This is a genomic window from Citrobacter sp. LJND-P06 (assembly GCF_058188415.1).
Genome location: NZ_CP187317.1, coordinates 3,023,594 through 3,038,319 on the forward strand (window position 1 = coordinate 3,023,594; position 14,726 = coordinate 3,038,319).

14 protein-coding genes and 1 pseudogene are annotated in these 14,726 nt (G+C 52.1%); 9 read left to right on the plus strand and 6 right to left on the minus strand.

All coding sequences use genetic code 11. The annotated features are described in order from the left end of the window. Positions 1–28: 28 nt before the first annotated feature. Positions 29–406: an inner membrane protein YbjM gene (locus ACO7SM_RS14470; protein WP_490468116.1), complete on the minus strand. Its 378-nt coding sequence runs from the start codon at positions 404–406 to the stop codon at positions 29–31. 271 nt (positions 407–677) lie between these two features. On the opposite strand from ACO7SM_RS14470, the gene ACO7SM_RS14475 reads away from it, so the two are divergent. The 4 genes and pseudogenes from ACO7SM_RS14475 to ACO7SM_RS14490 all read left to right on the plus strand — a co-directional run bounded on the left by ACO7SM_RS14475 (position 678) and on the right by ACO7SM_RS14490 (position 5,185). Then, complete coding sequence (locus tag ACO7SM_RS14475) at positions 678–2,363, plus strand: aspartate:alanine antiporter (protein ID WP_192611713.1); 1,686 nt, start codon at positions 678–680, stop codon at positions 2,361–2,363. A gap of 392 nt (positions 2,364–2,755) precedes the next feature. Beyond that, positions 2,756–3,211, plus strand: a pseudogene (locus ACO7SM_RS14480) (tyrosine-type recombinase/integrase); the annotation flags it as partial. Between the two features lie 855 nt (positions 3,212–4,066). Next, a complete protein-coding gene (locus ACO7SM_RS14485) occupies positions 4,067–4,291 on the plus strand; it encodes a hypothetical protein (RefSeq protein ID WP_490468117.1) in 225 nt (74 codons plus the stop codon). A 93-nt stretch (positions 4,292–4,384) separates the two neighbouring features. Beyond that, a complete protein-coding gene (locus tag ACO7SM_RS14490) occupies positions 4,385–5,185 on the plus strand; it encodes an SDR family NAD(P)-dependent oxidoreductase (RefSeq protein ID WP_490468118.1) in 801 nt (266 codons plus the stop codon). 16 nt (positions 5,186–5,201) lie between these two features. Here the strand turns inward: ACO7SM_RS14490 and ACO7SM_RS14495 are convergent, their stop codons facing one another. Continuing rightward, positions 5,202–5,744 carry a TetR/AcrR family transcriptional regulator gene (locus ACO7SM_RS14495; RefSeq protein WP_490468119.1) on the minus strand — a complete coding sequence of 181 codons (543 nt, stop codon included), beginning with the start codon at positions 5,742–5,744 and terminating at the stop codon, positions 5,202–5,204. A gap of 84 nt (positions 5,745–5,828) precedes the next feature. On the opposite strand from ACO7SM_RS14495, the gene ACO7SM_RS14500 reads away from it, so the two are divergent. Continuing rightward, complete coding sequence (locus tag ACO7SM_RS14500) at positions 5,829–7,037, plus strand: MFS transporter (protein WP_490468120.1); 1,209 nt, start codon at positions 5,829–5,831, stop codon at positions 7,035–7,037. Beyond that, positions 7,037–7,852, plus strand: coding sequence for a Cof-type HAD-IIB family hydrolase (locus ACO7SM_RS14505; RefSeq protein WP_490468121.1), 816 nt, complete (start codon positions 7,037–7,039; stop codon positions 7,850–7,852). Before ACO7SM_RS14500 ends, ACO7SM_RS14505 begins: the two co-directional genes overlap by 1 nt. A 52-nt stretch (positions 7,853–7,904) precedes the next feature. On the opposite strand, the gene ACO7SM_RS14510 is transcribed toward ACO7SM_RS14505, so the two are convergent. Further along, positions 7,905–9,137: an MFS transporter gene (locus ACO7SM_RS14510; RefSeq protein ID WP_490468122.1), complete on the minus strand. Its 1,233-nt coding sequence runs from the start codon at positions 9,135–9,137 to the stop codon at positions 7,905–7,907. Between the two features lie 306 nt (positions 9,138–9,443). On the opposite strand from ACO7SM_RS14510, the gene ybjG reads away from it, so the two are divergent. Then, positions 9,444–10,052, plus strand: a complete 609-nt coding sequence (ybjG, locus tag ACO7SM_RS14515) for an undecaprenyl-diphosphate phosphatase (RefSeq protein ID WP_490468123.1) — start codon at positions 9,444–9,446, stop codon at positions 10,050–10,052. 70 nt (positions 10,053–10,122) lie between these two features. Further along, complete coding sequence (deoR, locus tag ACO7SM_RS14520) at positions 10,123–10,881, plus strand: DNA-binding transcriptional repressor DeoR (protein ID WP_490468124.1); 759 nt, start codon at positions 10,123–10,125, stop codon at positions 10,879–10,881. 52 nt (positions 10,882–10,933) lie between these two features. Here deoR and dacC read toward each other — a convergent pair whose 3' ends face one another. Next, on the minus strand, positions 10,934–12,136 hold the full coding sequence (gene dacC / locus ACO7SM_RS14525; protein ID WP_490468125.1) for a serine-type D-Ala-D-Ala carboxypeptidase: 1,203 nt from the start codon (positions 12,134–12,136) through the stop codon (positions 10,934–10,936). Between the two features lie 258 nt (positions 12,137–12,394). Here dacC and ACO7SM_RS14530 point away from each other — a divergent pair, with 258 nt between their 5' ends. Continuing rightward, complete coding sequence (locus tag ACO7SM_RS14530; RefSeq protein ID WP_490468126.1) at positions 12,395–13,021, plus strand: glutathione S-transferase family protein; 627 nt, start codon at positions 12,395–12,397, stop codon at positions 13,019–13,021. Between the two features lie 65 nt (positions 13,022–13,086). On the opposite strand, the gene ACO7SM_RS14535 is transcribed toward ACO7SM_RS14530, so the two are convergent. Further along, positions 13,087–14,202 carry a PQQ-dependent sugar dehydrogenase gene (locus ACO7SM_RS14535; protein WP_490468127.1) on the minus strand — a complete coding sequence of 372 codons (1,116 nt, stop codon included), beginning with the start codon at positions 14,200–14,202 and terminating at the stop codon, positions 13,087–13,089. 102 nt (positions 14,203–14,304) lie between these two features. Further along, positions 14,305–14,688: a biofilm formation regulator BssR gene (gene bssR, locus ACO7SM_RS14540; protein WP_490468128.1), complete on the minus strand. Its 384-nt coding sequence runs from the start codon at positions 14,686–14,688 to the stop codon at positions 14,305–14,307. Between the last annotated feature and the right edge of the window lie 38 nt (positions 14,689–14,726).

Below are 14,726 nucleotides of genomic sequence, written 5' to 3' on the forward strand. Positions count from 1 at the left end.
GCGACGTAACGCCCTCATCATGAGGGCGTTATTCGCTTTTCTTGCGCCGCGGGTCAAACAGACTGCTAATAAATAAAAAGCAGAGAGCCCCAAGCGCGCACCAGAACACCGCGCTAAACAGCCACGCAAGCTCCTGCCACAAAGAGCGGGTTGGTGTAAAATACAACCGCATGAGCAACAGACAACAGGGCGCCGCCAGCATCGCACCAAACAGGGGTTTGATCACTTCCCTGCGATGAGACCAGAAACTGGCCACCGCACCGGGTAGCGTAAAAAACAGTAACCCAATCTCAGGGTGACCCGAGGCCCGAAAGGCACCTTTTACGTTCATCACTAATGAAAGACACACCACTATAAAGAGTACAAAGCAGCAGACAGCGCCTGCCCAACCTTGTTTATGTTTCAATCGTTCCTCCTGACACTCTCTCTATCGAACACTCTTTTCGCCCGAAGGCGTCCAGTCAGATAAAGTCATTCGGCATTCCATGCCAAAACACGCCCACACGATTCTTATAGCCGTTGATACGTAATGAGATTAAACTAACCGCATAAATTGCTTTGTTGCTTTTATTTTGGAGGCTGTGCACGATGCCGTCGCCCCTTAATTCATGGCAAAAACATTAGCGTAAATTGTCATTTCTTTCAACAGCTTACTAGTAAACAAGAAGTTAGTCTCCGTGAATATAAACGTCGCAGATTTGTTAAATGGGAATTACATCCTGTTATTATTTGTGGTCCTTGCGCTTGGCCTGTGTCTGGGCAAGTTGCGCCTGGGATCGGTCCAACTCGGTAATTCCATTGGCGTTTTAGTCGTCTCTCTATTATTAGGGCAGCAGCACTTCAGTATTAACACTGACGCCCTGAATCTCGGTTTTATGCTGTTTATTTTCTGTGTCGGCGTGGAAGCCGGGCCTAACTTTTTTTCCATTTTTTTTCGCGATGGGAAAAACTATCTGATGTTAGCCCTGGTGATGGTGGGTAGCGCCCTGCTGATCGCCTTAGGGTTAGGTAAGCTGTTTGGCTGGGACATCGGCCTGACGGCCGGTATGCTCGCCGGTTCAATGACCTCCACGCCGGTGCTTGTCGGTGCGGGCGACACGCTGCGCCATTCCGGAATGGCGAGTTCCCAACTTTCTGCCGCGCTGGATAACCTGAGCCTGGGCTACGCGCTGACCTATCTGATAGGCCTGGTCAGTTTAATTGTCGGCGCCCGCTACCTGCCGAAACTCCAGCACCAGGATCTGCAAACCAGCGCCCAACAGATCGCACGCGAACGCGGCCTGGACACTGACGCCAACCGTAAAGTCTATCTGCCGGTTATCCGCGCTTACCGCGTGGGGCCGGAACTCGTTGCATGGGCCGACGGAAAAAATCTGCGCGAGCTGGGTATTTATCGTCAGACTGGCTGTTACATTGAGCGGATCCGCCGTAACGGTATTCTGGCAAATCCCGATGGCGATGCGGTGTTGCAAATGGGCGATGAAATCGCGTTAGTGGGCTACCCTGACGCCCATGCCCGCCTCGATCACAGCTTCCGTAATGGGAAAGAGGTCTTCGACCGTGATTTGCTCGACATGCGCATCGTTACCGAAGAGATCGTGGTGAAAAACCACAATGCCGTGGGACGCCGTCTTGCGCAGTTGAAACTCACAGACCACGGTTGTTTTCTTAACCGCGTGATCCGCAGCCAGATTGAAATGCCCATTGACGACAATGTGGTGCTGAACAAAGGCGATGTCCTGCAGGTGAGCGGCGATGCCCGTCGCGTGAAAACCATTGCCGATCGCATTGGATTTATCTCCATTCACAGCCAGGTCACTGACCTGCTGGCCTTCTGCGCTTTCTTTATTATTGGCCTGATGATCGGGATGATCACTTTCCAGTTCAGCAACTTCAGTTTCGGGATCGGTAATGCTGCCGGACTGCTGTTTGCCGGGATCATGCTGGGCTTTCTGCGCGCCAACCACCCCACCTTTGGCTACATCCCTCAGGGGGCGCTGAACATGGTGAAAGAGTTTGGCCTGATGGTATTCATGGCGGGCGTCGGTTTGAGTGCAGGTAGCGGTATCGGCAACGGACTTGGCGCTGTCGGCGGACAAATGCTGATTGCAGGTCTGGTGGTCAGCCTGGTGCCCGTTGTCATCTGTTTCCTGTTTGGCGCCTATGTATTACGCATGAACCGCGCTTTATTATTTGGCGCGATGATGGGAGCTCGTACCTGTGCCCCAGCGATGGAAATCATCAGCGACACCGCGCGCAGCAACATCCCTGCATTAGGTTATGCAGGCACCTACGCGATTGCCAACGTCTTGTTAACGCTGGCGGGGACACTCATCGTCATCATCTGGCCTGGCTTAGGCTAAAACTGACATTTGCCTTTAAGTGAAAAATTTTTGCAGGTGAGTAGAACTTTTCTTAAAGGTGTCAGTCATAACTAGTGCCACTGCTTTTCTTTGATGTCCCCAATTTGTGGAGCCCATCAACCCCGCCGTTTTGGTTCAAGGTTGATGGGTTTTTTGTTGCCTGAAATTTGCCATCTATCAAATCAATCACTTACACCATCACTTTCCCGTATCTGGCGACAAAGTGGCGACCACGCTAACCACGAATCATTGAGGTGCCTTCCCGACCTATGAATATTGACCTGACCTAATCAGTCAATATCCTTCAAGGCTATGGAGTTCAGTTCAGTAAGTTTTTCAGTCGCTAAAATTTTTAGACTCTCAGAATGACCAAAGATGATGCCTCGGATAACCGTCAAAACAGATTTCTAGCGCTTATGGTGAAGATTTGCCTAACTACCGGCGCTCGCTGGCGTGAAGCAGTCAATCTAACAAGATCACAAGTACACAAAGTACCGCATCACTTTTACAAGGACGAAAGGAAAGAAAAATAGAAGCATCCCCATCAGCCAGGAGCTTTACGAAGAAATGACAGCCCTGAAGGGATTTAAGTTTTTTGAGGATTACTATTTTCAATTTTCATCAGTAATGGACAAAACATCTATCGTTCTGCCGCGAGGCCAATTAACACACGTACTCCGCCACACCTTTGCGGCACACTTTATGATGTCCGGTAGAAATATATTGGCGCTGCAAAAATACTTGGTAACCACGATATCAAAATGACAATGCGCTACGCCCACCTTGCACCTGATCACCTTGAAACTTCGTTAAGCTTTAACCCGTTGGCCACCATGCCCGAAACGTAAGCATTAAAAAAGCCGCTGGGCGGTTATTCCCAGCGGCTTACTTTACGTTTCCAACGTTACTGGCTTAGAACCAAATAGCGCGGATCAACTCTAAAACCGCCGTCAGCGCTTTTAGAGTGATAATTGCAACATCTAAGATTGCTTTCATCCGTTTTGCTCCCATTTCAGGAAGCGCGTTTAGGTGACTATACCCCTTACATTGCCTGGATAGTCACCCTCACTTCAGTGTTAGTGGAAGTGTGACGCGCTTAAACCAAAAGTCTGACCCGGCACCACCCGTAATCACCCAGGACTTATGATCATTTCCGCAAGCCATGCAGAAAATTTGAATTCCTTTTCAAGTAGTAAGTACTTTGGCTTTGCATTGCGACACACAACTAACGAGATGAATTATAGGGAGATCAGCGTATGATTCAACGAATAAGTAGTACCTGGACGTAAAAAAGCCCAACTGGTGAGGTTGGGCTTTTTTACAATCCTACAAGATTGGTTGTCTGTGTAGGGGGCATCACACTTCCACTAACTGCGTATAGTTTACTGACAAAAGTTACTTATCACAACTCATTGGTTAAACCATATCCACTTTGTAATCCGGTCACCTTTCTAAATGGCGACAAAGTGGCGACCACGCTAACCCTGGTCGCAGAAATCGGAGTTCCGTCCCCCTGACGTTTTCGCCCTCTTCACTTCTGAACACCCTCGATTCCTGGTCGCCATCGCGACAAGACTGACAACAGCTATAATTAAAATTCCAACGACAGAAAATAATGTCGAATGTGCTTTTTCGGGTATCGAAGTGATTGCATGCCTAAGACGCACAACTGTTTCATATTGATAGCGTAAAAGGATTTAGAAATGATTTTATTTCTCGTTTTTGTACCCTTGTTAGCCTTACTCGCTCCTGTCCTGGCGGTCATTCTGATCCAAAAAAACAAAAAACATAAGACAGAGATTGATGCCCTGACAGCCAGCAATATAGCCCTTTCGAATCAATTAAGTGAGAGTCAGGAAAAGTTAGCGCAGGCCATACGTGAACGCTCTGAACGGGAAGAAAAAGCAGCCCCCGTGACCTTGCCCTAAAATTAGCGCCTGCAACATAACCTGCTGCCCGCTTGCATGATGCGGGTTATTGCCCATAATTTTGAATGGGCAGACAGGTGATGGGATAACGCAATGTTACTTGAAGGCAAAATCGCTGTCGTTTTCGGGGGTAGCGGCGCAATTGGCAGCGCGGTTGCGCATGTTATGGCGCGTGAAGGGGCGCAGGTGTACCTTGGCGCACGCACCCAGACTCGCCTGGATCGTGTTGCAGGTGAAATCCGCGCCGCAGGGGGAACGGTCGGAACATTTACCCTCGACGTACTCGATGAACAGTCCACCGTGACGCGCACGGCGCAACTGGCCCAACAGACCGGCAGCTTTGACATCGTGGTTAACGCCACCGGCTTTAACCACAATCAGGGAAAAGGAATCGCAGAATTATCTCTGACCGAATTTATGCAAGGGATAAGCCCGTTTCTGTCTGCATACTTCACTATATCCAAAGCGGTCATTCCCCATATGGGAGGTGAACGTACAGGAACAATCCTCACGGTCGTTGCTCCCGCAGGCCCGATGGCAGTGTCGGGTCATTCCGGTCACATTGTCGGCTGCGCAGGGACAGAAGCGTTCACCAGAGCGCTGGCCAGTGAAGTCAGCCCGAAAAATATTCGCGCTATCTGCGTGCGGTGTCATGCGATTACCGACGCGGTACAGGCAGGCTCTTATACCCGCGACGTGTTTATGCCAAAGGCGCAAGCGATGGGATTATCCGTAGAAGAGTGGGTCGCGGGCGCGGCGCAAAGCACGATGCTCAAACGGCTGCCAACGCTTTCGCAAGTGGCTGAGACGATAGCGTTTCTCGCGTCGGATCACGCAAGCGCCATGACCGCAACGGTGGTGAATATAACGGCGGGCGCAACGCTCGACGGATAAGGAAGCAGCCGTTGTTTCAGCTCTCCCCGGCGATTCGCTTTACCATCACCAGAATGTCTTCGCGCGCGAGCGGCGTTGCGTCTGTCACAAAATGCAGGGTCATACCTTCTAAAAATGCGTCCAGCGCACGGGCGGTGACCGGATCAAACCACTGCTCCAGCGTGCGCTGACTGCGCTGCATCCAGTTCTGCATCACCTGTTTTAAGGCCGGTTTACGACTGGCAAATGCATACAACTGGTACATCAGCTCCATGTTGTCCGGCGTTGTGACCTGAGAGCCGTAAATCATGTCGGTAATCGCATTGCAGGCGCCCTGCGCATCTTTCACATCATCAAAAAAGGCCTGATATTGCTGCGACATGCTTTCGGTAAAACCGCTAAACGCCTCCATCAGAAGATCGTCGATGCCTGAAAAATAGTAGGTCATTGATCCCAGCGGCACCTGGGCGATAGTGGCGATTTTGCGGTGCGTCACGGCATGAAGACCATGAGTTACTATCGCCTCCAGCGTAGCCTGAACGATTTTTTCTCGCCGGTTTGGATCGTTTGCACGTCGCACACTGTGTCCTCTCATTCCATTTGTGTACAAATGTACACAAAATTGCTAGTGTTGTCTCTCTCTTCTCTTTTTTGGTTTGAATTCATGACCGCCAGTTCATCACGCAGAGCATTAAGACGCCGAACCTGGGCGCTGTTTATGTTCTTCTTCATACCGGGATTGCTGATGGCGTCCTGGGCAACGCGCACCCCCGCCATCCGCGACATCCTTTCTGTCTCAACCGCGGAAATGGGGGCGGTTCTGTTTGGGCTTTCGATTGGTTCGATGAGCGGTATTCTGTGTTCGGCCTGGCTGGTGAAGCGTTTTGGTACACGCAACGTTATTCAGATAACGATGTCATGCGCAGTCGTGGGAATGGCCATCCTCAGCATTGCGTTAGGGCTTACCTCCCCACTGCTCTTTGCGCTGGGTTTAGGTGTCTTTGGCGCCAGTTTCGGTTCTGCAGAGGTCGCAATAAACGTTGAGGGTGCGGCGGTTGAACGCGAATTAAACAAAACCGTCCTGCCGATGATGCATGGCTTTTATAGCCTGGGCACACTGGCGGGCGCCGGTGTGGGCATGACGTTGACCGCATTTGGCGTACCGGCCACAACGCATATTTTACTGGCTGGCTTGATAGCCATCGCGCCTATTTTTATCGCCATTCGGGAAATCCCCGACGGCACCGGTAAAAACGCCGCGGATGGCACCCACTCCGCGGAAAAAGGGCTGCCCTTTTACCGGGACATCCAGCTTTTACTCATTGGCGTGGTGGTACTGGCAATGGCATTTGCGGAAGGGTCTGCCAATGACTGGTTACCGTTGCTAATGGTAGACGGGCACGGATTTAGCCCAACGTCCGGCTCTCTGATTTACGCAGGTTTCACGCTAGGGATGACCGTTGGGCGCTTCACCGGCGGCTGGTTTATTGACAGATATAGCCGCGTCGCGGTAGTGCGCGCCAGTGCGCTAATGGGAGCTTTAGGTATCGGTCTTATCGTCTTTGTCGATAGCGCCTGGGTGGCTGGGTTTTCCGTGGTGCTTTGGGGACTGGGTGCCTCGCTCGGCTTCCCGTTGACTATCTCCGCCGCCAGTGATACCGGCCCCGACGCCCCGACGCGCGTCAGCGTGGTCGCCACCACCGGTTATCTCGCCTTTCTCGTCGGGCCGCCCTTGTTGGGATATCTCGGCGAACATTATGGGTTGCGTAGCGCCATGCTGGTCGTTCTGGCATTGGTGCTGCTGGCGGCGCTGGTGGCTAAAGCGGTCGCTAAACCAGAAACAAAAACGCACACTGCGATGGAGAATGGTTAATGGGTATCAAGTTAATTGCGGTAGATATGGATGGTACTTTTCTGAGCGATCAAAAAACCTATAACCGTGACCGGTTTATGGCGCAGTATCAGCAGATGAAAGAGAAAGGGATCCGTTTTGTGGTCGCCAGCGGCAACCAGTATTATCAGCTCATCTCTTTTTTCCCTGACATTGCCCACGAAATCGCCTTCGTTGCGGAAAACGGCGGTTGGGTGGTGAGCGAGGGAAACGACGTGTTCAACGGTGAGTTGTCCCGCGCCGATTTTCATGCGGTGGTTGACCATTTGCTGACGCGCCCGGAGGTGGAAATCATCGCCTGCGGTAAAAACAGTGCGTACACCCTGAAGCAGTACGACGACGCCTTAAAAGAGATGGCGGCCATGTACTACCATCGCCTTGAATTCGTTGATAACTTCAGCAATATCAACGATATTTTCTTTAAATTCGGACTTAACATTTCCGAAGAGCGCATTCCTGAACTGCAGGCTGAACTGCACGAGGCCATCGGCGACATCATGGTGCCGGTGCATACCGGTTACGGCAGTATCGATTTGATAATTCCAGGCGTCCACAAAGCCAATGGCTTACGTCTGCTCCAACAACGTTGGGGTATCAACGATGATGAGGTCGCCGTCTTCGGCGATGGCGGTAACGATATAGAGATGCTGCGCCAGGCCGGTTTTAGCTATGCGATGGAGAATGCCAGAGAGGCCGTGGTTTCCGCCGCAAAATACCGTGCTGGCTCGAACAACCAGGAAGGCGTGCTGGACGTGATTGACAGGATTCTTCGCAACGAAGCGCCGTTCTCGCACTGATCGGCGTTTCAAACAGCCAGCCTGCCGGCGCTCCCCGACAGGCTGGTGATTATCACCCTTCCCGTGAAGCGCCGACCTGTTTATCTTTCAGGAAGATAAACATCAGGAGCAGCCAGAGGATCCCGTTAGCCAGATTAAACAGGCTAAACAGGCCGTTTCCACCCCCCAGATAAGCATATTTGCTCACTTCGATACCGACGGTAAAAATCAGCATTTGCAACATGCCCATCGCGGCAGACACCGTGCCTTTGCTCATGTCGCTGGCAAACAGGGTCAAACGCACCAGCCCCGCGTTTGCCACGCCAATACCAAACGCATAGAGACTAAGACCTGCCGTCATCCACAGATAGGCGTGAGAGGAGACGACCGTCGCCGCAGCAGCCAGGATAAGTCCCAGCATAATCGGCCAGCCGCCCATGATAATTAACGAACGAACCGTTCGCCTGGCCGTCAGACGCGCCAGCACCAGGTTCCCTGCGATCAGTGCGCCAAAAATAGGAACCTGGAGCAGACCATATTCATAACTGCTGAGCTGTTCGCCGCTAATGATGATAATGGGCGACTGCGCGATCCATGCCAGCAGAGGCAGACTGACAAACCCCAGCGCCAGTGCACCTGCCACAAAGCGCACATTCTTTAACACCAGCTTGTAATCCCGCCACAACTCTTTCAGCGAGAGCTTTTCGCCTATCCGGGTTGCCGTTTCCGGCATCGCGCGCTGTAAACCGACAAAGGCGAATGCCGCCAGTACGGCAAACAGAACGAACATGCCTTCCCACGGCAGCACATGCACCCACGCGGCTCCGACGAGAGGCCCCAACAGGGGCGCAATCAGCGCCACGTTGGCCATCAGCGCGGTAATTTTAATGCACACCGCCTCTTCAAAAGACTCCTGAATCGCGGCATACCCCACGGCGCCGATAAAACACAGGCTTATCCCCTGCAGGAAGCGCAGAAAGGTAAATTGTTCAATGCTTTGCGCCAACAGCGTGGCAAGACAGGTGACGATGAACCACACCACGCCCGCGAGCATTACCGGGCGACGGCCAATGCGATCCGACAGCGGCCCTAACAGCCACTGCAAGAACATGCCGCCCGCGAGGTAGGCGGTCATTGATGTCGGCACCCAGTCAATTCCGGCCTGGTATTGTTCCACTACCGCCAGCATTCCTGGCTGGATCATATCGTTAGCGATATAGGTGGAGAATTCGTAGAGCACCAGACAGAGAGGGAAAAGCAATGCCTGACGGCCCAGTCGGGCGCCAGAAGATAAACGGTTTTGCATGCAATCTCTTCACAAATGAAAAATCGCGCAAAGTGTAATGAAAGCGCGTCTGCGGATATAGCAAATTATGCGCGTTGACCGCAAATAGCGCACATTTTTACAGAATGTCGATTAGTTTCAGTTTCCTTTAAGGTTAATTTAAGTTGCTGCCACTATGATGTTGCCGGAATCCTGCTAATTACCCTGAGATTTTTCATTTAAGACAATGCCGCTTTACGGTTTTTAACAGGGATTTTATTCTCAGCCAGGCACGGGTCATTTACATGGCTGTCCTTTATTCACCTCATTGCGCTAAGCCTGAATGTTATGCTGGAAAATATTAATATTTCGCTGTTCTCTTTGATCAACGCCACCCCCGATTCCGCGCAGTGGATAATTGATCTCGCCATTTTCATTGCCAAAGATTTGATCAGTATTGTGCCGTTGCTGGCAGTGATACTCTGGCTTTGGGGACCGCGAGAGAGGGTCTGCGCCCATCGCCAGTTAATCATAAAGATGGCGATCGCCCTGGTAGTCAGTCTGGCCGTCTCCTGGGTAATGGGGCATCTGTTCCCTCACGATCGTCCGTTTGTCGACCATGTTGGCTATAACTTCCTGCACCATGCCGCAGATGATTCGTTTCCCAGCGATCACGGCACGGTGATTTTCACCGTTGCGCTGGCATTTTTGTTCTGGCACCGTTTCTGGTCAGGCGCCGTGTTGATGGTGCTGGCCGTGACAATCGCCTGGTCGCGCGTTTACCTCGGCGTGCACTGGCCGCTGGATATGGTTGGCGGTTTACTGGTGGCGATGATCGGATGTCTGAGCGCGCAGATGGTTTGGCAAAAATATGGCGCGTCGCTCTATCGCAGCCTGCAAACGTGCTATCGCATTTGCTTTGCGCTTCCCATCCGAAAAGGCTGGGTGCGTGACTAATCTGACCAAAAAAGAGTAGTATTAATCGCCCTGCACCGTGCAGGGTGATCACTAACTCTTCAGGGGAACTATGGAAACACGACGCGACGAGCGTATTGGTCAATTACTGCAAGCCTTAAAGCGCAGCGATAAATTACACCTAAAAGAAGCCGCGACCCTTCTGGGCGTATCTGAGATGACCATCCGTCGCGACCTGAACAATAAAAGCGCGCCCGTCGTATTGCTGGGCGGCTATATCGTTCTGGAACCCCGTAGCGCCAGTCACTATTTACTCAGCGATCAGAAATCCCGTCTGGTCGAAGAAAAACGGCGCGCGGCGCACCTGGCAGCAAGCCTGATACAACCGCATCAGACGCTTTTTTTTGACTGTGGTACCACCACACCGTGGATTATTGAAGCTATCGATAATGAACTTCCCTTCACCGCCGTTTGCTATTCGCTGAATACCTTTCTGGCGTTGCAGGAAAAACCGTTGTGTCGCGCCATCCTGTGTGGCGGCGAATTCCACGCCAGCAATGCCATTTTTAAGCCGCTCAATTTTCAGGAAACCCTGAACAACCTGTGCCCGGATATCGCTTTCTATTCAGCCGCGGGCGTGCATGTCAGCAAAGGCGTGACCTGTTTTAATCTGGAAGAGTTACCGGTGAAACAGTGGGCGATGTCGATGGCGCAGTACCACGTTCTGGTCGTGGATCACAGCAAATTTGGCAAAGTGCGACCGGCGCGAATGGGGGAATTAACCTGCTTTGATACCATTATTAGCGACTGCCGCCCGGATGATGAACTGGTCGAGTACGCGAAAGCGCAGCGCATTAAACTCATGTATTAAAACAGTATTTTCCAGAGGGCAGCGCAAACGCCGCCCTCCGGCAACACGGGGATTAGGCGAACCAGGAGCCAAACCATTGATGGAATTTCATCATCACAAAATCCCACATCCGGCTAAAGAATCCACCCTCTTCCACCGCTTCCATCACCATTAACGGACGCTGCTCAATGGATTTCCCGTTAAGCTGGAAGTCGATGGTGCCCACCACCTGGCCTTTCTTCAGCGGCGCGGTTAACTGCGGTTCCGTCAGGGTAAAGCTCGCTTTCAGGTTCTTAAGCTGTCCACGCGGGATCGTCACCGAACCGCCTTCACCCGCCCCCAGGTTCACTTCGCTCTTATCACCAAACCAGACGCGCTGCGTGACAAACGTAGCATCCGGTTTAATCGGCGTCACCGTTTCAAAAAAGCGGAAGCCCCAGGTCAGTAATTTCTCCGATTCATTAAAGCGAACGCGGTCAGTTTTCGTCCCCAACACCACCGAGATCAGGCGCATATCGCCCTGCGTTGCGGAGGCAACCAGATTGTAACCAGCGCCTGCCGTTGTCCCGGTTTTCATGCCGTCGACATTCAGATTGGTGCTCCACAACAGACGGTTACGGTTTGGCTGACGGATCTTGTTAAACGTAAACTCTTTTTCTTTATGAATGGCATACTCTTCAGGCACATCGTGGATCAAGGCTTTTCCCAGCAGGGCCATATCCCTGGCGGTACTGAACTGACCTGGCGCATCCAGACCGTGTACCGTCTGGAAGATCGTATTGGTAAGCCCAAGTTTTTGCGCATACCCATTCATTAATCCGATAAACGATTCCTGGCTACCGGCAACATAATCCGCGAGGGCAATACAGGCATCGTTACCGGACTGAATGATAATGCCTTTGTTAAGGTCAGAAACCGCCACCTGATCGCCTGGCTTAAGGAACATCACCGATGAACCGCGTAATGCCGGGTTTCCCGTTGCCCATGCATCTTTCCCCACCGTCACCATGTCCGTCAGCTTGATTTTTCCGGCCTTCAGCGCCTGTCCGACCACATAGCTGGTCATAATTTTAGTCAGACTGGCAGGGTCGAGTTTCTCATCCGCATTACCTTCAGCCAGCACTTTTCCGCTGGCGTAATCCATCAGGATCCATGCCCGCGCATCAACGCTCGGCGGCGCGGTCGTCTGCTCGGCCGCCTGCAAGGTCGGCGCAAAAAGGAATAATAGTGCTGAGCCCGCAGCAAGGCTGCGAAGAGAAAAGGAGTATTGCTTCATAAATGCCACCCGAGTATCCATTCAAAAAAACCACGTCACATCACCGTGTTACACGTTTGGTGAGTAATAACGCACTTGCGAGCTTAAAGAAACCGTAACCAGGTAAAGTTTTTAAAGTTTATGCAATAACGCCCCGCTACGCTGCATTCCACACGATTTTTTTACAGGCTGTTGCGTAAATATGCGCTTTATTTCACCATGTACCCGGTCAGATGCCGACGCAGCCCTAAGGCTGCCCAATCAAATTAAGGGGTTACTATGATTACGCTGTGGGGACGGAACAACTCGACCAACGTAAAAAAAGTGTTATGGACGCTTGAAGAGCTGGAATTACCCTTTCAACACATTCTCGCCGGAGGTCAATTTGGCCTCAATCATGACGCTGAATATCTGGCCATGAATCCCAATGGTCTGGTGCCGTTACTGCGTGATGATGAAGCCAACCTTGTGCTGTGGGAATCCAATAGTATTGTGCGTTATCTGGCAGCGCAGTACGGGCAAAACCGGTTGTGGGTAGACTCCCCGGCCCGACGCGCGGAAGGTGAAAAATGGATGGATTGGGCAAATCAAACGTTGAGTCCGGCGCACCGCGTGATCCTGTTTGGGTTGGTCAGAACCCCGGTGGAACAGCGCGACCCTGCGGCCATCGACGCCAGCGCTAAAGTATGCGATGGCCTGTTTGGCATGCTTGACGACGCGCTGGCCAGCCAACGCTGGTTCTCCGGTAACGAATTTGGCGTGGCCGATATCGCCATCGCCCCCTTCGTCTATAACCTGTTCAATGTCGGCCTGACCTGGACACCGCGTCCGCACCTTGAGCGCTGGTATCAGCAACTCAGCGAACGTCCGGCGTTTCGTAAAATCGTGATGATCCCGGTCAGCTAAGCGGCATCTGTCTGCGGGTTAGTCTGTGAGCCACAGGCTAACCCGGCGTCTGAGGGCATGACGCGTTACGTTCGCGGACTCACTCTGAGTAATTCCCCGTCGGACTCATCGGTTAACACATACAAAAAGCCGTCTGGCCCGATGCGAACATCGCGAATGCGTTGTCTTCGCTCCCCGAGGATACGCCCATCTTCCGTCACCGTATTCCCGTTGACCGTCATAACAATCACGTTCTGCTCTTTTAACGCCCCAATGAAGAGTTTTTGCTGCCACTGCGGGAATCGGTCGCTGTTATAAAACGCCATGCCACTGACGGCGGGCGAGTGCTTCCAGTAAAAGATCGGCTGCTCTGTCCCCGCGACAATCTCCCCTTTCGCTTCCGGGATTTTAAAACCGCTGTAGTTGATTCCCCAGGTTGCCAGCGGCCAGCCGTAGTTTTTGCCTTTTTCCGGAATATTAATTTCGTCCCCGCCGCGGGGGCCATGTTCATTGAGCCAAAGCGTATCGCTCCACGGGTTTATTGCCATCCCCTGCGGATTACGAATGCCGTACGCCCAGATTTCAGGGCGCGCCCCATCTTTGCTGACAAACGGGTTATCGGGTGGGATTTTTCCCTGATCGGTCAGACGCACCACTTTGCCCTGCAATTTATCCAGATCCTGGGCGGTAGGACGCTGATTATTTTCCCCTAAGCCAATAAACAGATGCCCTTTGCCATCAAATACTAATCGTCCGCCAAAATGGTTTCCGGTGGAGAGTTTCGGCATTTGACGAAACACAGTCTGGAAGTTCTCAAGACGCTTCAGGTCTTTGCTGAGTCGCCCATACCCTACTGCCGTGCCCGCATTATCGTTCAGATCGCTTTCCGAAAAACTGAGCCAGACGCGGCGTGACTGCGCAAAGTCGGGCGCCAGCACCACATCCAGCAATCCCCCCTGCCCATGCGCCCACACTTTTGGCACTCCCGTCAGCGGATCGGAAAGCCCTTTGCCGGCTTGCCAGTGCCGCAGTTGGCCGCCTTTAAGCGTAATCAACATGCCGCGATTATCGGGTAAAAAAGCCAGCGACCATGGATGATCAAGTTTGGTTTGCAGCACATCAACCCTGACTGCGGATGGCGCGGCATCAACAAGCGTTGAGAACAGCAACAATGGGAGTAACCAGCGATGAGATCGACGCATAACGCCTCCTGTAGGGCTCTGCGTTAAAGCGTAGTCAGCGAGAAGGCGTGCAGAATTATATTTACAAAAACGGACGATAAGGGGGAGTTGCCTCCCCCCAGCTTAGACCTGTGCCAGCATGGAATGCGTTTTCAGGCACTGGATGCTGAGCGTCAAATTCGTCAGACAGTTTTCAAGTTTCTCTGCGTTGACGGAAATGAAAGTCGGACAATCATGATGCCCGCTCATAAGGCAGACGGCAGCGGCAGATAATGCACCTTCAGCAAGATGCAATGCCTCCCATTCTTCTGTATCCAGATGAAGTTTCTGCAGTCGTGATTTATCGTGAAGTTCGCGATTCAATTCAAAAAAGTTATCACGCAGACGATCACTTTCGCTGACTGACATGTAGCCTTTCGCTTTCCTCAACTGCAGGTACGCGGCGAGATCGATTCGCGCGTTGACAAGCTTGTTAAGTAGAGCAGTTCTCAGTCTGCCAACGACCATACCTTGTTCCTCCTCTATCTACTCATGGTGCAACTTAA

Bases quoted from the DNA above. Each gene is read 5' to 3' on its own strand.
- ACO7SM_RS14485 (WP_490468117.1), top strand. From the start codon at position 4,067: ATGATTTTATTTCTCGTTTTTGTACCCTTGTTAGCCTTACTCGCTCCT.
- ACO7SM_RS14490 (WP_490468118.1), top strand. From the start codon at position 4,385: ATGTTACTTGAAGGCAAAATCGCTGTCGTTTTCGGGGGTAGCGGCGCA.
- ACO7SM_RS14500 (WP_490468120.1), top strand. From the start codon at position 5,829: ATGACCGCCAGTTCATCACGCAGAGCATTAAGACGCCGAACCTGGGCG.
- ACO7SM_RS14505 (WP_490468121.1), top strand. From the start codon at position 7,037: ATGGGTATCAAGTTAATTGCGGTAGATATGGATGGTACTTTTCTGAGC.
- ACO7SM_RS14510 (WP_490468122.1), bottom strand. From the start codon at position 9,137: ATGCAAAACCGTTTATCTTCTGGCGCCCGACTGGGCCGTCAGGCATTG.
- ybjG (WP_490468123.1), top strand. From the start codon at position 9,444: ATGCTGGAAAATATTAATATTTCGCTGTTCTCTTTGATCAACGCCACC.
- deoR (WP_490468124.1), top strand. From the start codon at position 10,123: ATGGAAACACGACGCGACGAGCGTATTGGTCAATTACTGCAAGCCTTA.
- dacC (WP_490468125.1), bottom strand. From the start codon at position 12,136: ATGAAGCAATACTCCTTTTCTCTTCGCAGCCTTGCTGCGGGCTCAGCA.
- ACO7SM_RS14530 (WP_490468126.1), top strand. From the start codon at position 12,395: ATGATTACGCTGTGGGGACGGAACAACTCGACCAACGTAAAAAAAGTG.
- ACO7SM_RS14535 (WP_490468127.1), bottom strand. From the start codon at position 14,202: ATGCGTCGATCTCATCGCTGGTTACTCCCATTGTTGCTGTTCTCAACG.
- bssR (WP_490468128.1), bottom strand. From the start codon at position 14,688: ATGGTCGTTGGCAGACTGAGAACTGCTCTACTTAACAAGCTTGTCAAC.